General features: G+C 68.3%; 22 protein-coding genes. 11 read left to right on the top strand and 11 right to left on the bottom strand.

What is annotated here, in order from left to right; all coding sequences use genetic code 11:
• Nucleotides 1-350: 350 nt before the first annotated feature.
• Nucleotides 351-524, top strand: a complete 174-nt coding sequence (locus ACIRRA_RS26415) for a hypothetical protein (protein WP_402773181.1) — start codon at nt 351-353, stop codon at nt 522-524.
• On the top strand, nt 521-1012 hold the full coding sequence (locus ACIRRA_RS26410; RefSeq protein ID WP_402773178.1) for a PIN domain-containing protein: 492 nt from the start codon (nt 521-523) through the stop codon (nt 1010-1012). The genes ACIRRA_RS26415 and ACIRRA_RS26410 overlap by 4 nt, the downstream gene beginning before the upstream one ends.
• On the opposite strand, the gene ACIRRA_RS26405 is transcribed toward ACIRRA_RS26410, so the two are convergent.
• Entirely contained in the window at nt 975-1754 is a 780-nt protein-coding gene (locus ACIRRA_RS26405; protein ID WP_402773175.1) for a helix-turn-helix domain-containing protein, read from the bottom strand. The genes ACIRRA_RS26410 and ACIRRA_RS26405 overlap by 38 nt on opposite strands.
• 97 nt (nt 1755-1851) lie before the next feature.
• Here ACIRRA_RS26405 and ACIRRA_RS26400 point away from each other — a divergent pair, with 97 nt between their 5' ends.
• From ACIRRA_RS26400 to ACIRRA_RS26380, 5 genes are all read left to right on the top strand, one after another.
• Nucleotides 1852-2262 (top strand): carboxymuconolactone decarboxylase family protein, encoded by a 411-nt coding sequence (locus tag ACIRRA_RS26400; RefSeq protein ID WP_402773172.1) that lies wholly within the window; start codon nt 1852-1854, stop codon nt 2260-2262.
• A 10-nt stretch (nt 2263-2272) separates the two neighbouring features.
• A complete protein-coding gene (locus ACIRRA_RS26395; protein WP_402773170.1) occupies nt 2273-2746 on the top strand; it encodes a nuclear transport factor 2 family protein in 474 nt (157 codons plus the stop codon).
• 191 nt (nt 2747-2937) lie between these two features.
• Entirely contained in the window at nt 2938-5109 is a 2172-nt protein-coding gene (helR, locus tag ACIRRA_RS26390) for an RNA polymerase recycling motor ATPase HelR (protein ID WP_402773167.1), read from the top strand.
• Between the two features lie 571 nt (nt 5110-5680).
• Nucleotides 5681-6193 carry a hypothetical protein gene (locus tag ACIRRA_RS26385; protein ID WP_402773164.1) on the top strand — a complete coding sequence of 171 codons (513 nt, stop codon included), beginning with the start codon at nt 5681-5683 and terminating at the stop codon, nt 6191-6193.
• Nucleotides 6194-6291: 98 nt separating this feature from the next.
• Entirely contained in the window at nt 6292-6618 is a 327-nt protein-coding gene (locus ACIRRA_RS26380; RefSeq protein ID WP_402773161.1) for a DUF3467 domain-containing protein, read from the top strand.
• A gap of 314 nt (nt 6619-6932) precedes the next feature.
• Here ACIRRA_RS26380 and glnA read toward each other — a convergent pair whose 3' ends face one another.
• Nucleotides 6933-8369: a type I glutamate--ammonia ligase gene (gene glnA / locus ACIRRA_RS26375; RefSeq protein WP_402773158.1), complete on the bottom strand. Its 1437-nt coding sequence runs from the start codon at nt 8367-8369 to the stop codon at nt 6933-6935.
• Between the two features lie 411 nt (nt 8370-8780).
• Between glnA and ACIRRA_RS26370 the strand changes: the two genes are divergently transcribed.
• Both ACIRRA_RS26370 and ACIRRA_RS26365 read left to right on the top strand, forming a co-directional pair.
• Entirely contained in the window at nt 8781-8927 is a 147-nt protein-coding gene (locus tag ACIRRA_RS26370; protein ID WP_402773155.1) for a hypothetical protein, read from the top strand.
• Between the two features lie 10 nt (nt 8928-8937).
• Nucleotides 8938-10149 carry a PucR family transcriptional regulator gene (locus ACIRRA_RS26365; RefSeq protein ID WP_402773152.1) on the top strand — a complete coding sequence of 404 codons (1212 nt, stop codon included), beginning with the start codon at nt 8938-8940 and terminating at the stop codon, nt 10147-10149.
• Nucleotides 10150-10419: 270 nt separating this feature from the next.
• On the opposite strand, the gene ACIRRA_RS26360 is transcribed toward ACIRRA_RS26365, so the two are convergent.
• A complete protein-coding gene (locus ACIRRA_RS26360) occupies nt 10420-11964 on the bottom strand; it encodes a glycosyltransferase family 39 protein (RefSeq protein WP_402773348.1) in 1545 nt (514 codons plus the stop codon).
• A 154-nt stretch (nt 11965-12118) separates the two neighbouring features.
• Here ACIRRA_RS26360 and ACIRRA_RS26355 point away from each other — a divergent pair, with 154 nt between their 5' ends.
• Complete coding sequence (locus ACIRRA_RS26355) at nt 12119-12622, top strand: nitroreductase/quinone reductase family protein (RefSeq protein WP_402773150.1); 504 nt, start codon at nt 12119-12121, stop codon at nt 12620-12622.
• Nucleotides 12623-12659: 37 nt separating this feature from the next.
• Here the strand turns inward: ACIRRA_RS26355 and ACIRRA_RS26350 are convergent, their stop codons facing one another.
• Nucleotides 12660-13040 carry a nitroreductase family deazaflavin-dependent oxidoreductase gene (locus tag ACIRRA_RS26350; protein ID WP_402773147.1) on the bottom strand — a complete coding sequence of 127 codons (381 nt, stop codon included), beginning with the start codon at nt 13038-13040 and terminating at the stop codon, nt 12660-12662.
• 131 nt (nt 13041-13171) lie between these two features.
• Between ACIRRA_RS26350 and ACIRRA_RS26345 the strand changes: the two genes are divergently transcribed.
• Nucleotides 13172-13690, top strand: coding sequence for an NUDIX domain-containing protein (locus tag ACIRRA_RS26345; RefSeq protein WP_402773145.1), 519 nt, complete (start codon nt 13172-13174; stop codon nt 13688-13690).
• Between the two features lie 353 nt (nt 13691-14043).
• Here the strand turns inward: ACIRRA_RS26345 and ACIRRA_RS26340 are convergent, their stop codons facing one another.
• From ACIRRA_RS26340 to ACIRRA_RS26310, 7 genes are read right to left on the bottom strand one after another with little or no spacing between them, the layout of a single operon-like run.
• Entirely contained in the window at nt 14044-15189 is a 1146-nt protein-coding gene (locus ACIRRA_RS26340; RefSeq protein WP_402773143.1) for an ABC transporter substrate-binding protein, read from the bottom strand.
• On the bottom strand, nt 15186-15959 hold the full coding sequence (locus ACIRRA_RS26335; RefSeq protein WP_402773141.1) for an ABC transporter permease: 774 nt from the start codon (nt 15957-15959) through the stop codon (nt 15186-15188). Before ACIRRA_RS26335 ends, ACIRRA_RS26340 begins: the two co-directional genes overlap by 4 nt.
• Entirely contained in the window at nt 15956-16813 is an 858-nt protein-coding gene (locus ACIRRA_RS26330) for an ABC transporter ATP-binding protein (protein WP_402773138.1), read from the bottom strand. Before ACIRRA_RS26330 ends, ACIRRA_RS26335 begins: the two co-directional genes overlap by 4 nt.
• A gap of 37 nt (nt 16814-16850) precedes the next feature.
• A complete protein-coding gene (locus tag ACIRRA_RS26325) occupies nt 16851-17801 on the bottom strand; it encodes an ABC transporter permease (protein WP_402773135.1) in 951 nt (316 codons plus the stop codon).
• Nucleotides 17798-18835 (bottom strand): TIGR03842 family LLM class F420-dependent oxidoreductase, encoded by a 1038-nt coding sequence (locus ACIRRA_RS26320; RefSeq protein WP_402773132.1) that lies wholly within the window; start codon nt 18833-18835, stop codon nt 17798-17800. The genes ACIRRA_RS26325 and ACIRRA_RS26320 overlap by 4 nt, the downstream gene beginning before the upstream one ends.
• Before the next feature lie 30 nt (nt 18836-18865).
• Nucleotides 18866-20287 (bottom strand): dihydropyrimidinase, encoded by a 1422-nt coding sequence (gene hydA / locus ACIRRA_RS26315; RefSeq protein WP_402773129.1) that lies wholly within the window; start codon nt 20285-20287, stop codon nt 18866-18868.
• Complete coding sequence (locus ACIRRA_RS26310) at nt 20284-21120, bottom strand: nitrilase-related carbon-nitrogen hydrolase (RefSeq protein ID WP_402773126.1); 837 nt, start codon at nt 21118-21120, stop codon at nt 20284-20286. The genes hydA and ACIRRA_RS26310 overlap by 4 nt, the downstream gene beginning before the upstream one ends.
• Between the last annotated feature and the right edge of the window lie 48 nt (nt 21121-21168).

The following is a 21168-nucleotide window of genomic DNA, read 5'->3' as shown; positions in this document are numbered from 1 at the left end:
TATGACCGCGCCACCACAGTCCGTGGCCAGTGAGGTCAAGGTCATAGTTCGACTCCACCCCACATGACCACGCGTTGTCGCTCGCGTGGCACGTTGTGTCACAACGATATTCCCGCGCCCCGTCGCGAACCCGCCTCCCTGCGGGCCACTCTCGCGTCGCGGCCGATCCGTCCGGACCCCAATCTAACGACAACACGCCAACGCGCCCCGCAACCACGCTCGGCGCGTCGAGGCTTCGGGATTCACTCATCGGCGCGGTGGCGGCGCGGCGAGGATATATGTCGACACGATGCGTAAATCCCGGGAGGTGGCGATGACGAAGACGCTGATCAGATATTCCGGACGACCACATGGAACAGGCCCGCGAGGTGACCGGCGGCGACACCGAGACCGTCCGCACCGCCCTGCGACTGCTGGTCCGTCAGCGCCGGCAGCATGACGCCATTGCCTGGTTCGCCGATGCGGCGCCGTTCCTGACCGACACCGAACCGACCGACGGGACCGATCCCGCGCATCCGCGATGACGGGCCTCGGCACGAACCGCGCTCTGAATCTGGCCGATCACAGCGCGGCGTCGCGAATCCAATGCTGCCCGCAGGTCCGCGCGGCATTCGACCGTCTCAACGCCGACGTCGGGGTGCTGTGCTCGAATGCCGTGACCCTCGAGGAAGCGTGCTGCAGCGCCCGCAATTCCGAGGATCTGGATCGCATCATCGGGATCTATACAGAGGTCTTCCATTTCCTCCCCATGGACCCCGTGATCGACCGACTGGTCCGTACCATCCGGCGGCAGCTGTGGGCCCACGGGCCACGGTCGGCCCAGGCCACCGATGTGCTGATCGCGGCGACCGCGGTGCACGACGACGCCACCGTGCTGCACTACGACAAGTATTTCGACCTCATCGCCGAGGCCTTCCCGGCCCTGCGCCGGCAGTGGGTGGTCCCGCGCGGATCGGCGGACCCGACCCGGTTGATCAGAGGACGGGGAGGGCGGTGCCGGGGTCGGGGGTGAAGGTGACGATGCGCTGGCGGGGGTCGCCGGGGAGTTCGAGGTTCTCGTAGGAGAAGCTGAGGTCGCCGGATTGGGGGTGGCGGACGAGTTTGTCGCCGTGGGTGCGGCGCTCGACATCGCCCGAGCGCCAGAGGGCGGCGAATTCCGTACTGCCGGTGGAGAGTTCGTCGACGAGGGCGATGGTGGCGGGATCGGCCGGGTAGAGGCCCGCGACGCGGCGCAGCTGGGCGACGGTCGCGGCGGCGACATCGTCCCAGTCGCGGTAGAAGTCCCGGGCGACGGGGTCGGAGAACAGTGCGCGGGCCATGTTCTCGTCGGCCATGGGGCCGAACACATAGTGCGCCAGCGGGTTCGCGGCGAGCACGTCGAACAGGTCGGTGATGACCAGTGCGGGCGCCTTGTCGATCAGGTCGAGCATGCGCAGCAGTTCGGGACGCGGTGCGGGAGCGGCGGTTTCGGTAGCGCGGGGTGGGCGGGCCAGGGCGTGCAGGTGCTCGGTCTCGACGGAGTCGAGCCGCAGCGCGGAGGCCAGGCAGTCGAGCACCTCGGTCGACGGGTTGGCGGCGCGGCGCTGTTCGAGGCGCTGGTAGTACTCGGCGCTGATGCCCGCGAGATGCGCGAGTTCGGAGCGGCGCAGACCGGGCACCCGGCGCAGGCCGGACGCCGGCAGGCCCGACTCGCGCGGATCGACCCGCGCCCGCCGAGACTTCAGGAACTCCGCCAGGTCCGCGCGCACTGCCATGCCCGCAGTCTGGCACAGGGCGGCGATGGGTGGCCCCGGGAGTACGAGGCACGGCGTGCACTGGCTACGTCCGGCCGCGGCGAGCACGCTCGGTCTCGTGAACGAGAGATTCCGGCGGGGAGCGGCCCGTCAAACCGAACTCGGTGGGAGCGGAGGGGCGCGCGGGCGGGTCTATGACGAGCTGGCCGATATCGCCCCGGATCTGCACCGGTTCGCCGTCGAATTCGCCTATGGCGACATTCATTCCAGGCCGGGCCTGGATGCCGGGCGGCGCGAGCTGGTGATCCTGGGTGCGCTCATCGCGCTCGGGGACACCCGTCCGCAGCTGGAGGCGCACCTCGGTTCCGCGCTGAATGCCGGTGTGGCGCCGGGCGAGATCGTCGAGGCGATCCTGCAGGCCCTCCCCTACACGGGTTTTCCACGTGTTCTCTCCGCCATGAGCGTGGCCCGCGGCGTGCTCGCCGGCCGCGATCTGCTCCCCGTCACCACCGATTCGATTGCACAGTAGGAGATCTGCCATGACCGCCACCGCTCAGCAGCGTGCCGACATCATCGACGCCGCCACCCGCCTGTTCTGGTTCATCGACATTCGCGACTGGGACGCCTTCCCCGGTGTCTTCGCCGACGAAGTCACCCTCGATTACTCGAGCATCTGGGGCGGCGAGCCCGCGACCGTCACGCCGGCGCAGATCCGCGCCGACTGGGAGAAGCTGATCGGCAGCTTCGATGCCACCCAGCATCTGCTCGGCAATCACCTGGTCACCGTGGATGGCGACCGCGCGGAACTGACCGCGGTCTTCCAGGCGGTCCACCTCCTGGCCAATCGTTTCGGTTCACCACGGTGGACGCTGGGCGGCACCTACCGCATCGGACTGCACCTGGTCGGGGACGAGTGGAAGGTGGATTCGATGGTGATGACCGCCCAGTGGGCCGACGGCAACAAGGACATCCTGACCCTGGCCTCGGGCGGACAACGCCCGGACGCCGCGTAGGGAACCTGGAAGGAGAAAGAGGAAGGAATGGAAAGGATCGTCGTCCTTTCCCCTTCGACCATATAACACCGTGGGGGACTTGCGGCAAGGCCCCGGTATTGGCGCACAATCGCTGGCCGAGGGCTGCAAACTGCGCGAATGGGCGCGCGGGCGGGCAGCGGGGATCGGCTAGGCGGGAAGGTGTGGTGCTGGTGTCGGATCAGGGGTACGAGAAGGAACTGCTCGCGGAGCAGCAGTATGTGACAGGGCTGTACGCGCGGCTGGACGCCGAGCGGGCCCGGGTGAAGGGGCGCTACGGCGAGACGCTGCGCTCGCGCGGCGCCACCCTGGTGGAGCGGGATGCCGAGGTGCGAGCGCTGGGCAAGGAGGTCAAGCGTCTCGAGGTGGCCGACAGCGGACTGTGTTTCGGGCGGCTGGACAGTGTGACCGGCGAGCCCTCGTATATCGGGCGCCTCGGGATCTTCGACGAGGCGAACGAATTCGAACCGCTGCTGCTGGATTGGCGCGCGCCGGCGTCGCAGGCGTTCTATATCGCGACCGCGGCGAGCCCGGAGAACATGCGGCGTCGTCGTCAATTCCACACGCGCGGGCGGCTGGTGGCCGATTTCACCGACGAGGTGTTCGGCCATCCCGGTGACGGCGAGCGCGGTGACGCGGCCCTGCTGGCGGCGGTCAACGCGCCGCGCGGCGAGGGCATGCGGGACATTGTGGCAACCATTCAGGCCGAGCAGGACCGGATCATCCGGCTCGATCACCCGGGCGTGCTGGTGATCGAAGGCGGGCCGGGCACTGGCAAGACCGTGGTGGCGCTGCACCGGGTCGCGTATCTGCTGTACACGCAGCGTGCGCAGATGGAACGCAACGGCGTGCTGGTGGTGGGCCCGAACACGGCCTTCCTCAGGCACATCGGGCGGGTGCTGCCGTCGCTGGGCGAGACGAACGTGGTGTTCACCACCACCGGCGATCTCATGCCCGGGCTGAACATCACGGCCGAGGACGGACCGGAAGCGGTGCGGCTCAAGGGTTCCCTGCAGATCCTCGACGTATTGAAGGCCGCGATCGCCGACTGTCAGCGGATTCCGCAGGACCCGGTGTCGATCGAACTGTCGGATGTGACGGTGCGGATCGGCGCGGATATCGCCGGCTGGGCGCGGGAGGAGGCGCGCGGTAGCGGGTTGCCGCACAACCAGGCTCGCGCGACCTTCCTCGAGGTGCTCACCTGGGCGCTCACCGAGCGCGCCATCAAGCGGATCGGCGAGGGCTGGCTGACCCGCGACGACCGCGAGGCCTGGGAGAACATGCGCACCGATCTGCGCACAGAACTCGCCGAGCACGAGGGATTCACGGCGCTGATGGACGAGCTGTGGCCCACGCTGACACCGGAAACGCTGCTGGCGGACCTGCTTTCGTCCACCGATCGGCTGCGCGCGGCGGGCGCCGACGAGGCGCTGTGGCGCGAGGACGGTGAGGCGTGGACGGTGTCCGATGTCCCGCTGCTCGACGAACTGGTCGATCTGCTGGGCCGTGACACCTCCGCCGAGGAGGCGGCAGCCGAACGGGAACGGAAGGCCCAGGCCGCGTACGCCGAAGGCGTGCTCGACCTGCTGGTCGGCCGCGCCGACCACATGGACGACGAGGATCACCTGTTCGCCACCGACCTGCTCTACGGCGAGGACCTGGCCGAGCGTTTCCTGGAACGCGACTCCCGTGAACTCGCCGAACGTGCTGCCGCGGACCGGGATTGGACCTACCGGCACATCGTGGTCGACGAGGCGCAGGAGCTGTCGGCGATGGACTGGCGGGTACTCATGCGCCGCTGCCCGAGCCATTCCTTCACCGTGGTGGGCGATCTCGCACAGCGCCGGTCCGCGGCGGGCACGACCTCCTGGGACGCCATGCTGGAACCGTACGTCCCCGGCCGCTGGGCCTACCGCTCGCTCACGGTGAACTACCGCACCCCGGCGGAGATCATGGCCGTGGCCGCCGCCGTTCTGGCCGGTTTCGCGCCCGAGGTGACGCCGCCGGAGTCGGTGCGCTCCTGCGGCGTGCAGCCGTGGGCGCGACAGCTCGCCCGCGACGAGATGCTTTCGGCCATCGAGGAATTCGTCCGCGACGAGGCGGGCCGCGAGGGCACCAGCATCGTGATCGGCCCGCCCGGCATGCCGGGCACGGTCCCCGCGTCCGAGACCAAGGGCCTCGAATTCGACGCGGTCCTGGTGGTGGAGCCCGAGCACATCTTCGCCGACGGCCCGCGCGGCGCGGCCGAGCTGTACGTCGCGCTGACCCGCGCCACCCAGCGCCTCGGTGTCCTGCACGAGAGCCCGCTCCCGCCAGCCCTCGCCGGTCTCTACACATCGAGGTAGCGCCCGAACTGCCAGCTGGGGTTCTGCAGCGGATGGGAGCGTTGGAATACCGCACCCACCTGCGGATTGCCGGTTGGTCATGTTTGGCGGATCGGGGCGGTTGCTGAATCCGCTGCGTACTCGCTGCGTATCGGATCGGCTATCGCCTCGACCCGCACCCCCGTGCTGTCCACTGCCTCCCCGGGTGTCTCCTCCGCCGTGGTTCGGCGTCTCCTTGCGGGCGCAGGGAGATGCTCGGCCAGTTGCTGGAAACCGCGCCTGGATCGTGAATGTTGTTGTGCCGCAACACTTATTCTCACCTCACAAGAAAGAGCCTCGATAGACCCGCGGTGCCGGGTCGGTCGTTCGACACACTGTCGCGCCCCCTGCGGGTGGCTGCCATTGCCTATTGCTTTTCCCGCTGGTCCCCCTATCTCTTCGAGCCCGGTTTGTTTCGTCGGCTTTGCCTACTGGTTGCCAAAAAGTTACTGCCTCCCGGTGATGCATTGGGCAGAATGGCACCGGTCACACGAGTTCTTCCCGCGACAACCTCAGTGTCTCAATCCACACATCGTTGAAAGGGAGCTCGAACATGGCACAGGAATCCAGCGGTATGGCGACGGCGGAAGCCCGACGCGGGGACATCGACGTGCAGGCGGAAGTGGAATTGCTGCGGCTGCGAATGGACGAAGCCCGGCAAGAGGCACAGAACGCCCGCCAGTACGCGATGCAGGCCTCGGGTCTCGCACGCCAGGCACAGGCGCAGGCACGGCAAGTGCAGCATCAGGCCCAGCACGCGCAGCAGGACGCCAGCCAGGCCAACCAGCAGGCACAGCAGGCCCGCCAGCAGGCGATCCTGGCCACCAACCAGGCCCAGCAAGCCCAGAGCGAGGCCGACCGGGCTCAAAGCCAGGCCCAGCAGGCCCAGGGCGAGGCCAATCAATCCCAGCAACGGGCCAGCACCGCCCAAGACCAGGCCGACCAGGCCAGCCAATTGGCGCAGCAGGCCGAGGACCAGGCCAACCGGGCACAGGACCGCGCCGGTCAGTGGGAGATACAGCTCCAACAGATCCGCCAGCAAGCCCGCCTCCAACACGGCCGCTGACCCGGCGAGGATGACGCAGTGACCAAAGTTCTGGCGGCCGGCCACACTGGGCACCTGGTGTGGCCGGTCCGCCGGCCTTGCCACCGAGGAGGTTCGCGGTGAGCGGCCCAGTTCCGCCGCCCGCGGACGAATCCGATGTCCACGTCGAGGTCATCGTGCCGGAGGCCGTCAGTGCCGGGGTGTACGCCAACGGGTTCACCTGCTGGTACAACCGCACCGACTTCACCCTCGATTGCCTTGTCTACCTGCCCACCGAGCCGGGCGCTGTCACCCCGGCCGGTCAACCCATGATGCGACAACCGGTGCAGGTCACCTCCCGCGTGAAGTTCCCACCCGCGCTGATCTTCCGGCTCATGCAAACCCTCAACGACAGCATGAGCAACTACGAGCGCCAATTCGGCCCCATCACCCACCTCGGCGAATAACCTGCCCACGGAGAGATTCATGCAGACCCCGAAATCGAGCCCCATCACCCTCATCGCCTGCCCAGGTGACCGTCCCATCGTCTGCGACCCCGCCGTACGGTACCGGCCCCAGACAATCCCCGGCCGCCACTACCTCGTCGCCCCCGCCGCCCCGCACCCACAACCCGAACCCTCCTGAACATGACGGGCAGGGGTTGTTTGCGGGCTTGCAACCTTACCGGCGGTGGCCATCATTCACTGATGGCCACCGCGGCTTCGTTTTCCGACTACTGCGTACCGAACCCGGGAATCAGTCGTGTTCGTGCAGGTCGGGTTTACACGTCGAAGTAGAGCTCGAACTCGTACGGGTGGGGGCGGACGTTGATCTCGGCGATCTCGGAGTCGCGCTTGAGGCGGATCCAGGTGTCGATCAGGTCGTCGGTGAAAACCCCGCCCTGCGTGAGGTAGTCGTGGTCGGCCTCGAGCCGGTCGATGACCTGCTCGAGGCTGCCGGGGGTCTGGGTGACCTCGGCGCTCTCCTCCGGGGTGAGCTCGTAGAGGTCCTTGTCGACCGGCAGGGCGGGCTCGATCTTGTTCGTGATGCCGTCGAGCCCGGCCATCATCATGGCGGCGAAGGACAGGTACGGGTTGCCGGAGGAGTCGGGGCAGCGGAATTCGAGACGCTTGGCGCTGGCACTGGTGCCGGTCACCGGAATGCGCACAGCGGCGGAGCGATTGCGCTGGCTGTAGACCAGATTCACGGGCGCCTCGAATCCGGGCACCAGGCGCTTGTAGGAGTTCACCGTCGGGTTGGTGAAGGCCAGCAGGGACGGCGCGTGGTGCAGCAGGCCGCCGATGTAGTGGCGGGCCAGATCGGACAGGCCCGCGTAGCCGGCTTCGTCGTAGAACAGCGGCGAGCCGTCCCTCCACAGGGATTGGTGCACGTGCATGCCGGATCCGTTGTCGCCGAACAGCGGTTTGGGCATGAAGGTGACGGTCTTGCCGGACTCCCAGGCGGTGTTCTTGACGATGTACTTGTAGAGCATCAGATCGTCCGCGGCGGCGAGCAGGGTGTTGAACTTGTAGTTGATCTCCGCCTGTCCGGCGGTGCCGACCTCGTGATGCCCCTTCTCCAGTTCGAATCCGGCGCGCTGCAGATGGGTGCACATGCGGTCACGCAGGTCCACGTCGGCGTCATAGGGGGCGACCGGGAAATAGCCCCCCTTGGGCCGGACCTTGTAGCCGCGGTTGAGGGTGCCGTCGGGGTTCGTCCGCCGGCCGGTGTTCCAGTCGGCCGACGACGAATCCACCTCGTAGAAGGCCCCGTTCATGGCGGTGTCGTAGCGCACCGAATCGAAGATGTAGAACTCGGCCTCGGGACCGAAATAGGCGGTGTCGGCAATACCGGTGGAGCGCAGGTATTCCTCGGCCTTGCGGGCCACGTTGCGGGGATCGCGGCTGTAGGCGGCACGGGTGTGCGGGTCGTGGACGAAGCAGCTGATATTGAGGGTCTTGGCGGCGCGGAACGAATCCAGTTGCGCGGTGCGCAGATCCGGCAGGAGCAGCATGTCGGACTCGTGGATGGCCTGGAAGCCGCGCACCGACGAACCGTCGAAGGCGATGCCGTTCTCGACCAGATCCGCGCCGAACATGCTCGCCGGGATCGAGAAATGCTGTTGGATGCCGGGGACGTCGCAGAATCGGATGTCGACGTATTCGACTTCCTCGGCGTCGATGTAGTCCTGTACTCCGTTGATGGTAGGGGTGATCACCGCTCGCTCCTCGTGGCTGCGCACGCCTACCCGATCGGACGGCCCGGTCGGGGTCCGGCGGTCCTGCTCGTGCTAACACGATACGTCGCGGGCATCCGGGGACGGACGCGAATGAGCCTGTGTAACAAGATCAATACCGCCTCCCCGAGACTTCAGCGCACCGCAGAGAGCACGTCCGGCACGCGTGCCGGCGGTCGAGCTGTGGTCGAATTCTGGACGTACCCCCCGGAGTTACCCACATCTTGCGAAATCAGTTGTTGCGTCCCGATCTCCAAGCATCGTTGTCACTGTGCACAAATCCGCCATCGCAGATCTTCGCCATCACCACTGGTCTGCCCGGACCGTTGTGCGGTCTGCTGGAACAGCCCGGGGGCGTGGCCGCCCCGTCGATGTTCGATCCAGAGGTAGGTCGTGAGTTCAACACCGCAGATCAAGAAGTTCGCGGTGCTCCCCGAGGTGTGGGCTCCTGGCAGTAATCACCTCACGGCCGCCGGGAAACTCGGACGCAAACCAATAGCTACCACCTACGCCGCTAGTATCGAGTCGCTGTACGGGTAGTAGGAGAGTGATGCAGGCGCGATTGCGGGACCGAGCGCTCGAGGAGCTGTACCGGCGCGCGGTCGTGGCGCGCGCGGAGGTGCCGGCCTCGATGCCGCCCTACCGCACCCTGCCCGAACCCCTGGTGGCCGGCGGTTTCGCCCGCGGCGTCACGCTGAACGTGGACCTGTTCTTCGAGTTCGTGCGCTCCGGCCGCGCGCCCTCGCCGGAGGACACCCAGGAGGTCGTGCAGATCGCGCTGAGCCGGGTCCGCGACGGCGAATCCCTCGAGGACGTGCTGGGCCGCTACAGCATGGGTGCGGAATACCTGTGGTCTCGCCTGAAGGACACGGCCACCGAGCCGGAACGGGAACTGCTCAATGACGCCGCGGTGTCGCTGCTGCGGTACGTCACCCTGCTCACCACCCGCATCGCCACCGCCTGCATGCAGCGCGCGCACGACCCGCGCTGGGAGCTGCTGGAACGCCGCCGCGCCATCGCCGACGCGCTGCTCACCGGCCGCGACCCGATCGAGTGGGCCCTCGAACCGGCCATCACGGTGCCGGACGCGTTCCTGGTCGCGGCGTTCCGGCTGGGCACGACCCGCAGCGCCGACACCAGCGCGCTGCGGCATCGCATCGAGGCCGTTCCGGGTGTGTTCCTGCGGTTGGACAGCGGCGGCTGGACCGCGCTGCTGCCGCTGCAACCCGGCGACGACGGAACCGCCACACTTGCCGCGCTGACCGGCCGGCTGCCCGGTCCCGGCCTGCCCGCAGCCCAGCCGGAGGCGCCGCCGTCCCGGATGGGACCGCCCGCACTGTTCTGGGTGGGCGTCGCCACCGCCGCATCGCACGCGGAGGTCCCCGAGGTCTTCGCCGAGGCCCGTGTCCTGGCCGAGCTCGGCCGCTGCCTGGACCGCCCGCAGCCGGTCTGCCGCCGCCCGGACCTGCTGTTCGAATACACCGTCGCCGCAGGCGGTTCCGCCCGCGCGGGGCTGGCGGCCGTGCTGGCACCGCTGGATGCCCAGCCGCTGCTGGCGGAGACCCTGGAGGTCTTCGTGGACACCGGCTTCAATCAGCTGGCCACCGCCCGGCTGCTCACCATCCACCGCAATACCGTCACCTACCGGCTGGCCCGGGTGCAGGAACTGACGGGCCTGGATCCGCACCGCCCGGCCGACGCCATGACGCTGTCGGCAGCCCGCATCGCCCGGCGGCTCGAAACCGCCTGCTTCGCACCGTAATCCGCGCCCAGGTCCGGCCCGCGACGCGGGCCTTCATGATTCACCGGCTCCCTCCGCTCGTCCAGGTGGTTCCGCTCGGACCGGCGGATTCGTTCACGCACCGAGCCGGACCGCCGGGCGCAAGGTCCGCGCGTACCGTCGATGACTTCGGCGCGTGCCGCGGCCCGCTGCGCGACGAATTGACCGCGCCGCTACCGGAATCGGCGGCCGCGGTGGAGCGCTTCCGGCTCGGCGAGGGACCCGCGCCCACGGTCGTCCCGCTGCGCACCGCTACAGGTGCATCCAGTTCGGCCACACCTGTGACCACGGCTGCTTCGGGCCCGAGCACTTCCAGATGGTGACGTCTCGGGTATTGCCCGTGAAGCCCAGCCGGGTGTCCACCTTGCCGACGGGTTCGACGTGCTCGAACTGGCTGCGCAGCGCCGCCTCGGAGCTGCCGACGGCCAGCACCGCGGTGGCGTCGTCGGGCGGGGCGCCGAAGTAGCCGAAGCCGCGGCTGGGGCTGTACAGCGGCGGTAGCTGGTCGCGGCCGAGTTCGTCGAGAGCGCCGGCCTGCCAGTAGGTGTCGGTGACGATGACCGCGTGCGCGCGCTCGTCCGGAGTGAGCGCCTGGTAAGCGCGGGTCACCTCGTCGGTGAGTTCGTGCCAGCCGAAGGAGCCGTACACGCCGATTTTGATAGCGGCCTCGGCGTCGCCACCGGGCGAATGCACCTGATCGGCGGGCCGCCACGGGGTCGAGTAGAGCGTGAAAACCGTTGTGCCCAGCGCCAACACGGTCACGCCCGCGGTGACCGCCCGCCGCCACACCGGTCCGATCCGCTCGGCCGTGCCGACCACGCCGACCGCGCCCGCCGCGATCAGCACCGCGTACATGCCCGCCGCGTAGTAGATCCGCCCGCCCGCAATCAGGAACGCCGCGTACAACAGCAGCAGGGTGACACCCAGAAAACGGTAGGGCCGCAGCACATCCCAGCGCAGCAGCACCCACAGTCCGCACAGCAGCAGCAGGGCGCCCAGATATCCCGCCAGGCTCACCGACATCGGCACGAACAGCAACCGCCCGCCCAGGATCCCCTGCTCGGATCCGATCACCCCGCCCATCTTCAGCTGCGGCCAGGAGTGACGTGCCTGCCAGATCAGCTCGGGCACCGTCGCGGCCACCACGATCGCCCCGCCCGCCCACAGCAACGGCCGCCGCACCAGCTCGCGCGGCCCGCACGCCAGGCTGCTCGCCGCGACCGCGATCCAGAAGAACGGGATCAGCCACTTCACCTGCATGTCCACCGCGGTGACCAGGGCGGCGGCCAGCAGCAGCCGGTCGTCGCGGGTCCGCACCCAGCGCACCACCAGCCACGTGAGAATCACCCACAGCGCGGTGTCGACGGCATTGGTGGTGAGCATGGTTCCCTGCAACAGCAGGAACGGCGAGCCGGCGTACCCGATCGCGGCGAGCAGCTGCGCCCACCGGCCGCCGTCGAATTCGCGGGCGAGCACGGCACACAGCACGATCGCGGTCACCGTCAGCGCGACCGACGGCAGCCGCAGCACAAAGAACGATCCGGGCGCGAGGGTGTCCATCAGCCGCGCCAGCAGCGGCAGCACCGGGCCCTGATCGGCGTACCCGAACGCCGGCCGCCGGCCCGCGGCCAGGAAGTACAGCTCGTCCCCGAAATACCCGTACCGGCGCGCCGACAGCAGCAGCACCACCGCTGCCGGCACCGCGACCGCCGCGACGGTCCACCACGCCATGGGCGGGCGTTCCTCGGCCTTGGCGTGCCGTCCGGCACCGTACGGTCGAGCTGGGCGATTCATCACATCGGTCAACGCGCACTCCTCGCCGGCGGGGTGATGCTGCGAACACTCGGGAATCTACAGCTTCTTTCCAGCAAATTCCGGACACGGCGCCACGCGATCTATACTCGATGCCAGTGTGACTGCCGCACAACGCGTTTCAGCGAAGGAGGCCGGCATGACCGAGCAAACCCCCGAGACCAATCCCTACGGGACCCCGACCACCACCGGCCCGGAGCCGATCCGGTCCTATCAGAACCTGCTCAATACCCTCATTCGCGGCCTGCTGCGGGTGCCGGTGCTGTCCACCCGGGTGAGCAAGCGGCTGTGCGTGCTCCACGTGGTGGGCCGCAAATCGGGCAGGCACTATGACGTGCCCGTCGCCTACACCCGCCACGAGGGCGACATCCTGGTCGGCACCGCCAAGCGTCCGTGGGTGAGCAATATCCGCAAGGGTGCGCCCATCGAGGTGTCCTTCGGCGGGCCCAGGCACACCGCTGACGCCGAGGTGGTCACCGATGCCGAATCGGTGGTACGGCTGTCGGAAGTCATCGCCCGCGACAACGAGCAGTGGGCCAAGTTCAACGGCATGGGCGTCGACGTGGCCGGCAATCCCAATCTGGCCGATGCCTACCAGAGCTGGCAGCAGGGCTGTGTGATCATCCGGCTCACCGTGCGCTGATCCTCCGACTCACACATGCCGATCCGCCCGCCGGGCGTCAGTCGGCGCGCCGGGCCTGGACGTAGTCCTCGGCGTTCAGACCCACCAGCACCTGACGCACCAGCGGCGGGGCCCACGAGGCGGAGGCGTCGTGGCCGAGCACCGGATCGGTGAGGGTCACCGTGTGCCCGCGGGTCTCGAACTCGAAGGTCCCCGCGGCGCGAATGTTCTTCAGCCAGTCGACGTCCCGCCCGTAGGTCAGGGCGATGCGGTAGCCGCCGTCACGCTCGAAGACCATGACCGGGGACCGGTAGACACGCCCGGACCTTCGGCCGCGGTGGATCACGATCCCGAAGTACGGCGTCACCCGGGCCCCGACCCCCAGGACCGGGTTGCTGACCCGCCGATTGATCCTCGCGAGCACCCGCGGCAGCGGCATGATCTCGTCCTCCCTGACGAAAACGGTTGCGCCCCTGAGGCTACGCCGGGATCCGGGCGGCCGCGCGGCATCGCTACTGTGCACAGCAGGGCGCCGGGTCCCGCGGCGCGGCAGGAAGGAGAGCCCGGTCCATGCCGGAGATGATCGCGGTGTACGACGCCGCCGGTCGTGAGATCGGCGCGCAGGAGCGCGCGGTGGTGTACGCGGAGGGCCTGTGGCACGCCAGTGCGGGCGTGCTGGTGCGCTCGCGCGACGGGTCGAAGGTATACGTGCACAAGCGGACCGATACCAAGGCCGTTTTCGCCGGCATGCACGACTGCCTGGCGGGCGGGGTGCTGGATCCGGGTGAGGATCCGGCCGCGGCTGCGGTGCGGGAGCTGGGCGAGGAACTGGGCATCGAGCTTGGCCCGCACGACGATCGGCCGCTGCCGCTGGCGAGCGCGTCCTGGAACGGCGAGTGGGCGGGGCGGCCGATGCGCTGCCATCTGTTCGCCTACGAGCTGCGCTACGACGGGCCGATCCGGCATCAGCCGGAGGAGATCGCCGACGGCTGGTGGTGGACCGATGAGGAGCTGCGGTCGCATCTGGAGAACCCGGCGTGGCCGTTCGTGCCCGACACCCGCGTGCTCATTCCGGACCTGCTGCGCTGAGCCCCGCGAACGCAGACGGCCCATCGAATCCCGCGCGATTCGATGGGCCGTCGTGCTACCGCGGTTCAGGCGGTCGGCGTGGTGCCACCGGCACTGCCGCTGAACAGACCCTGGATGGTCTTGATCAGAACCGTAGCCAGGAAATCCGAAGCAGATCCGGACACGTGGTACTCCTCATCTTTCGAATGACATGTCGGGCATGTGAATCATGCACGGTTCACATTCCATGGGAAGCCGTTTCCCGGGGAAACTTTTCCCGGACCCGACGAGAGCTACACGGTAGAACGTGTTCCACCAGGGTTTATATCGGTTTGATAAAATTGTGACTTACGTCACAAAATGGCCGGAAAGCGCTACTTTCCGCCCTCCGTGAGGGTGACCGGCTGTGCGACGTAGGAGTTCCCGGTGACATCGACGCCCTGGGACTTCAACTGGTCCAGGGCCTTCGTGACGTACTCGACGCTGTACGCGGCGGCGTCGGGGTCCTTGGTGAGGACGGTCTTGCCCTCCTGGTTGCGGGTGTTCTTCGCGATCGAGACGGTGCGGTCCCACGCCGCCTGGTCGATCATCCCGATTCCGCTCGGAGACGGCCAGATCAGCTTGTTCACCTCGGTGATCTGCCACTGCTGATGACTCGCGCCGAGGGTGGACCCGGCGGCCACGGTCAGATCGCGGCACTTGTCCACATTGTCGCGGCAGAAGGCCCAGCCCTTCAACGAGGCGGCGATGAACTTCACCGTCTGATCGGCGTACTTGGAGTCCTTCAGCTTGTCGGTATTGGCCCAGATGGCGTCCTGGAGCATGGCTACACCCTGATCGTTCCAGTCGATGGTGGCGAAATCGTCTGCCGTGTACAGCTTTCCGGTGGCGGGGTTCTTCACCTCGAGCAGTTGCGCGTACTCGTTGTAGGACATGGCCTGGGCGGCGTCGATGTCGTGGGCGAGGAAGGCGTTCATATCGAACTGCTGCTGGACCAGGGTGACGTCCTTGGCGGGGTCCAGCCCCGCCTTGGTCATGCCGGCGAAGAGTTCGAATTCGTTGCCGTAGCCCCAGTTTCCGACCTTCTTGCCCTTCAGGTCGGCGGGGCCGTTGATGCCCGCGCTCTTGAACGACACCTGTTTGGTGCCGGAGCGCTGGAAGATCTGGGCGACATCGGTGATGCCCGCACCGGCCTCCCGGGAGGCGAGGGCCTTGGGCACCCAGGCGATGGCGTAGTCGGCCTGCCCCTGGGCCAGGACGGTCTGGGGCACGATATCGGTGCCGCCGTCGAGGATCTGGACGTCGAGGCCCTGCTCCTTGTAGTAGCCCTGGGACTGTGCGGCCAGGTAGCCCGCGAACTGGCCCTGCTTGAACCATTGCAGTTGCAGCTTGACCTTGGTGAGCCCGTCGGCGGTGGTCGAGGAATTGTCGGTGGTGCTGCATCCGGACAGTGCCGCCACCGTGAGGGTGGCGGCGGCCAGCACGGCCCGGATGCGGAATCTGCGGGTGGCACTTCTCATTTCGATCTCCCAGGGATGGTGCGGGGTCTGCGGGTGAGCTGTTCGAGCAGCAGCACGGCGGCCAGGAACACCAGGCCGAGGATCATGGCGGCGACCACGTAGGCCCAGGCCCGCGGATAGGCGGTATTGGCCGCCGCGGAGGTGATGCGGCTGCCCAGACCGTGCTGGAGACCGCCGAAGTATTCGGCGATGATCGCCGCGATCACCGCACCGGGCGCCGCGATACGCAGGCCGGTGAACAGGTAGGGCAGCGCGGCGGGCAGGCGCACGGTGCGGGTGATCTGCCAGCCGGTGGCGGCGTAGGCGGTCATGAGGTCCTCGTGCACCCGCGGGACCTGGCGCAACCCCCGTGTGGTGCTGACGAAGACGGGGAAGAACACCACGATGGTGGCCACCAGCCGGCGCGGCAGATCGGTGGTGGTGGAGAACATGGAGTTCAGCAGCGGGGCAAGCGCCACGATGGGCACCGCCGCCGCGCCGGCCGCCAGCGCGCCCAGCACCCCGTCGACCACCCGGAAGCGCACCGCCAGCGTGGCGGCGGCCACGCCGAGCACCGCACCGGCGAGCAGGCCGGCCAGCGCGTTCTTCCCGGTCGCCAGGGCGGCCTCCAGGATGGCGTGGTGATTGTCGGCGAATGCCTGTCCGATGGCGCTGGGCGCGGGCAGCAGGAACGACGGGACGCCCGCCGCGGCGGTCAGCACCTGCCACAGCACCAGCAGGGCGACGCCGAAAAGCACTGGCGGCAACCAGGATCGGAGCACGCGGGTCATCGCATGTCCCGTCCGGCGGCGCTTTTCGGCGTGCCTGCGCCGCCGTGCCCCTCATGCAGGGCGGCGCGGACCGCGGCCACAGCGGTGAAGAATTCCTCGCTGGACCGGACCTCGTCATCGCTGTGGCGGTCCCGGCCGCCGGTGGACAGTACCTCGGTGATGCGCCCGGGGCGCGGGGTCATGACCACCACGCGGTCGGAGAGGAAGACCGCCTCCGGGATCGAGTGCGTCACGAAAACCACTGCGGCGCCGGTCTCTTCGGCGATGCGTAGCAGTTCGCCCTGCATGCGCTCGCGCGTCATCTCGTCGAGTGCGCCGAACGGCTCGTCCATGAGCAGCAGCGGCGGTTTGCGGGCGAGCGCGCGAGCGATGGCGACGCGCTGCTGCATGCCGCCGGACAGTTCCGCCGGGAAGCGCCGCGCGAATTCGGACAGGCCGGTGATCTCGAGCAATTCGGCACTGCGGGTGCGCCTTTCGGCCTTGCGCACCCCGTGCAGCTGCAGCGGCAGTTCGATGTTCTCCTGCACCGTCCGCCAATCCAGCAGTCCGGCCTGCTGGAAGGCGATGCCGTACTCCTGATCGAGCCGGGCCTGTCTGGCGGTCTTCCCGTGCACCACAACGGTTCCCGAGCTCGGCTGCTCCAGGTCGGCCACGATGCGCAGCAGTGTCGACTTGCCGCACCCGGACGGGCCGATCAGAGAGACGAATTCACCCGCCGCGACGCGCAGGCTCACGTCCTCGAGCGCGGTCACCGCGCCGGCGGCGAATATCTTGCCGACGCCGCGCAACTCGACGGCGGGCATGGCCGCGGCCACCGCCGGTTCCGGTGCGGCCGCGGATGTCTCGACGGTCACGGGGTACCTCCGAACGAACGAACGGGCAGAGCGATGGTCACCGGGCCGATCCCGCGGTGTGGCCGGGCCGGGCATAGCGACGCAGCAGCACCTCGGCGAGCGAGACCAGTCCGGTGAGCACCACACCGAGCAGCGCCGCCGCGATCACCGCGGCGTACAACCGCGCCGCATCGCCGGTCGACTGCTGGGAGAAGACGATGATCTGGCGGCCGATCCCGCCCGCGGTGCCGGTCGAGATCTCGGCCACCACACAGCCGATCACCGCGGCGGCGGCGCCGAGCCGCAGAGCGGGCAGGATGTGCGGCACGGCCGCGGGCAACCGCAGATGTATCAGGGTGGCCCACCAGCCCGCCGCACAGCTGTGCAGCAGCTCCACCGAAGCCCGTGCCGGAGACTGCAATCCGCGCAGCGTGCCGATGGCAACGGGGAAGAACACCAGGTAGGACGCGATCACCACGATGCTCATCCACGGCTGCCACGGCCGGCCCGCGATGACGATCTTGCCGCCCCACCCCGCCACCAGCGGGGCCAGCGCGATCAGCGGCACGGTCTGCGAGACGATCACATACGGCAACAGCCCGCGCTCGACCCACGAGAACCGCTGCATGAGCACCGCCAGCACGACACCGACCACCGCGCCCAGGGCCAGCGCCAGCAGCGCGAGTTCGAGCGTGAAGCCCGCCGTGCGCAGCAGGGTCGCGCCGACGGTGGTCTTCCCGTCCCGCTCTCCCATTACGGTCAGCACCGCCCAGGAATGCGGCAGCGCGCCGTCGGAGGTACGGGGCAGGATGCGCTGGTTCCCGATGCTCACGCCATTGGCCGGAACCAGCGCCTTCACCAGCTCCCAGATCCCGATGAGCAGCGCGAAGGCCACGATCGGATACAGCAGCCGCCACCCGCGCCGGCCTGCGAGAGCGGTGCGGGCGAACGAGAATTCGGGCGGCTCGGTACTGGCCCGGGACGGTGGATCGGTCGTCGTCGCGCTCACGATCCGGTCACCGTCGCCTCGATCGGATGCGCCAGGCGCGGCAGCACGGATTCGCCGTAGGCCTCGAGGGTGGAGGTCTTGGCGTCGTGCTGCAGGTAGACCGCGAACTGATCGACGCCGATGGCCTCGAGCTCACGCAGCCGGGTGAGGTGCTCGTCCGGGGTGCCGAGAATACAGAAGCGGTCCACGATGTCGTCGGGAACGAACTCGGCGTGCACGTTTCCCGCCCGGCCGTGCTCGTTGTAGTCGTAGCCGCGCCGCCCGGCGATGTAGTCGGTCAGCGCCTTGGGCACCTCGGAGTCGGAACCGTAGCGGGCGACAATGTCCGCGACGTGATTGCCGACCATGCCGCCGAACCAACGGCATTGCTCCCGTGCGTGTTTCAGCGATCCGACGGTGCCGTCGGTGATGTAGGCGGGTGCGGCCACGCAGATGGCCACCTCCCGCGGGTCGCGGCCCGCGCGTTCGGCGGCGGCCCGGACGCGGGCGATGGTCCAGGCGGTGATGTCCGGGTCGGCGAGCTGCAGAATGAACCCGTCGGCCACCTCGCCGGTGAGATCCAGGGCACGCGGACCGTATCCGGCAACCCACACCGGCAGCCGGGACGCCTGCGCCCACGGGAAGCGGACGGTGGTGTCGCCGATGTGCGCACTACGGCCGTTGCCCAATTCTCTGATCACGGCGATGGATTCACGCAGGGTCGCCAGCGTGGCGGGCCGCCCGCCCAGGGTGCGGACCGCCGAATCACCGCGGCCGATTCCGCAGATGGTGCGGTTGCCGAACATGTCGTTGAGGGTGGCGAAGATGGAGGCGGTGACGGTCCAGTCGCGGGTGGACGGATTGGTCACCATCGGGCCCACCATGACCTTGCGGGTCGCGGCGAGGATCTGACTGTAGATGACGTAGGGCTCCTGCCACAGTAGGTGCGAGTCGAAGGTCCACACGTGCGAGAAGCCGTGTGTCTCCGCGATTCTCGCCAGTTCCACCACCCGGGACGCGGGCGGCGTGCACTGCAGCACCACACCGATGTCCATGCGGCACTCTCCCCTCGTAGCTCGGGTTCGTCAGATGAGGTTCTGGGACAGGCCGCGTTTGACGTACCGGCCGTGGCCGGCGCTGCCCAGGTACTGCCCGGCGTCGACGATGACCCGGCCGCGCGAGAGCACGGTGTCCACATGACCGTCGATCTCGAAGCCCTCGTAGGCCGAATGGTCCATGTTCATGTGGTGGGTCTTGCCCAGGCCGATGCTGGTGTGCCCGTCGGGGTCGTAGATCACCACGTCCGCGTCCGCGCCGGGGCTGATGACCCCCTTGTGCGGATAGAGCCCGAACATGCGGGCCGGGGCGGTGCAGCACACCTCCACCCATTTCTCGAGCGAGATGCGGCCGTCCTTGACGCCCTGGAACATCAGGTCCATGCGGTGCTCCACGCCACCGATCCCGTTGGGAATCTTGCTGAAATCGCCGAGGCCGAGTTCCTTCTGGTCCTTCATGCAGAAGGGGCAGTGGTCGGTGGCCACGGTGGTGACGTCGCCGGTGCGGATGTAGCGCCACAGCTCGTCCTGATGGCCTTCGGCGCGGGCCCGCAGCGGTGTCGAGCACACCCATTTCGCGCCCTCGAAACCCGGTGCGCCCAGGTTCTCCTCGAGCGAGAGGTACAGGTACTGCGGGCACGTCTCACCGAAGACGTTCTGCCCCTTGCCCCTTGCCTCCGCGATCTGCTCCAGGGCCTGCTTCGCGGAGACGTGGACGACGTAGAGCGGGGCGCCCGTCAACTGCGCCAGCATGATCGCGCGGTGGGTGGCCTCCTCCTCCATCTGCCACGGGCGCGTGACGCCGTGGTAGTACGGCGCGGTCTCGCCCCGCGAAAGCGCCTGTTCCACAAGCACATCGATGGCGATCCCGTTCTCGGCGTGCATCATGAGCAGGGCGCCGAGATCGCCCGCGGTCTGCATGGCGCGCAGGATCTGGCCGTCGTCGGAGTAGAAGACGCCCGGGTAGGCCATGAACAGCTTGAAGCTGGTGACGCCCTCGGACACCAATTCGCTCATGCCCTTGAGGGATTCGGCGTCCACCGAGCCGACGATCTGGTGGAACCCGTAGTCGACCGCGCACCTTCCGGCCGCCTTCTCGTGCCACAGCGCCAGGCTGTCCTGGACCCGCTCGCCCGGCTTCTGCACCGCGAAGTCGACGATGGTGGTGGTGCCGCCCCACGCGGCGGCGCGGGTGCCGGTCTCGAAGGTGTCCGACGCCTCGGTGCCGCCGAAGGGCAGCTGCATGTGGGTGTGGCCGTCGACGCCGCCGGGGATCACGTACTTGCCGGTGGCGTCGATAACGGTGCCGGCGGTGGCGGCCGGGTCGGCGCCGAGCGCGGTGGATCCCGGCTGCACCACCGCGGCGATGGTCTCGCCGTCGATGAGGACGTCGAGGGGCTGGGATCCGGTGGCGGACAACACGATTCCGCCGTGGATGAAGGTCGTGCTCACGGCTCCACCAGCTTTCCGTAGGCATCCGGACGCCGGTCCCGGTAGAAGGCCCAGCGGTCGCGCACCACTTTGATCAGTTCCATGTCCAGGTCGCGAACCACCAGCTCGGGGGCGGTGTCGGAGGCGACCTCACCTACGAACTGCCCCTCGGGGTCGACGAAGTAGCTGGTGCCGTAGAAGTCGTCGTCGCCGTACTCCTCGATGCCCACCCGGTTGATGGCCCCGATGAAGTACTCGTTGGCCACCGCCGAGGCGGGCTGCTCCAGCTTCCACAGATAGCTCGACAGTCCGCGCGAGGTGGCGGAGGGGTTGAACACGATCTCCGCCCCGGCCAGGCCCAGCGCCCGCCAGCCCTCGGGGAAGTGCCGGTCGTAGCAGATGTAGACCCCGATTCTGCCGACGGCGGTCTCGAAGACCGGCCAGCCCAGATTGCCGGGCCGGAAGTAGAACTTCTCCCAGAACCCGTTGACCTGCGGAATGTGGTGTTTGCGGTACTTACCGAGGTAGGTCCCGTCGGCGTCGACGACCGCCGCCGTGTTGAACAGCAACCCCGGCTGCTCCTGCTCGTAGACGGGCAGCACCATCACCAGGCCGAGCTCGCGGGCCAGCGCCGCGAACCGCTCCACGGTGGGACCCGGCACCGATTCGGCGTAGTCGTAGAACTTGGTGTCCTGGACCTGGCAGAAGTACGGCCCGTAGAACAGCTCCTGGAAGCAGATCACCTTCGCCCCCGCCGCAGCCGCCTGCCGCGCGTAGTCCTCGTGCGCTTTGATCATTGACTCTTTGTCGCCGGTCCAGCTCGTCTGCACCAGCGCCGCTCGAACAATCGCCATAGTTTGTGATACTGCACCTGAAACGAATTCGCTTGTGTTACAAGATGA

It is taken from the genome of Nocardia sp. NPDC101769, from assembly GCF_044766925.1.
Lineage (GTDB): Bacteria > Actinomycetota > Actinomycetes > Mycobacteriales > Mycobacteriaceae > Nocardia.
This window is presented reverse-complemented; position numbering and strand designations above follow the sequence as displayed.

Coding starts and splice junctions, on each gene's coding strand:
- ACIRRA_RS26410 (WP_402773178.1), top strand. CDS start 521: ATGACGGGCCTCGGCACGAACCGCGCTCTGAATCTGGCCGATCACAGC.
- ACIRRA_RS26335 (WP_402773141.1), bottom strand. CDS start 15,959: ATGACCCGCGTGCTCCGATCCTGGTTGCCGCCAGTGCTTTTCGGCGTC.
- ACIRRA_RS26310 (WP_402773126.1), bottom strand. CDS start 21,120: ATGGCGATTGTTCGAGCGGCGCTGGTGCAGACGAGCTGGACCGGCGAC.
- ACIRRA_RS26350 (WP_402773147.1), bottom strand. CDS start 13,040: ATGCCGCTGCCGCGGGTGCTCGCGAGGATCAATCGGCGGGTCAGCAAC.
- ACIRRA_RS26340 (WP_402773143.1), bottom strand. CDS start 15,189: ATGAGAAGTGCCACCCGCAGATTCCGCATCCGGGCCGTGCTGGCCGCC.
- ACIRRA_RS26355 (WP_402773150.1), top strand. CDS start 12,119: ATGACCGAGCAAACCCCCGAGACCAATCCCTACGGGACCCCGACCACC.
- ACIRRA_RS26415 (WP_402773181.1), top strand. CDS start 351: ATGGAACAGGCCCGCGAGGTGACCGGCGGCGACACCGAGACCGTCCGC.
- ACIRRA_RS26405 (WP_402773175.1), bottom strand. CDS start 1,754: ATGGCAGTGCGCGCGGACCTGGCGGAGTTCCTGAAGTCTCGGCGGGCG.
- ACIRRA_RS26385 (WP_402773164.1), top strand. CDS start 5,681: ATGGCACAGGAATCCAGCGGTATGGCGACGGCGGAAGCCCGACGCGGG.
- ACIRRA_RS26365 (WP_402773152.1), top strand. CDS start 8,938: ATGCAGGCGCGATTGCGGGACCGAGCGCTCGAGGAGCTGTACCGGCGC.
- ACIRRA_RS26395 (WP_402773170.1), top strand. CDS start 2,273: ATGACCGCCACCGCTCAGCAGCGTGCCGACATCATCGACGCCGCCACC.
- ACIRRA_RS26345 (WP_402773145.1), top strand. CDS start 13,172: ATGCCGGAGATGATCGCGGTGTACGACGCCGCCGGTCGTGAGATCGGC.
- ACIRRA_RS26320 (WP_402773132.1), bottom strand. CDS start 18,835: ATGGACATCGGTGTGGTGCTGCAGTGCACGCCGCCCGCGTCCCGGGTG.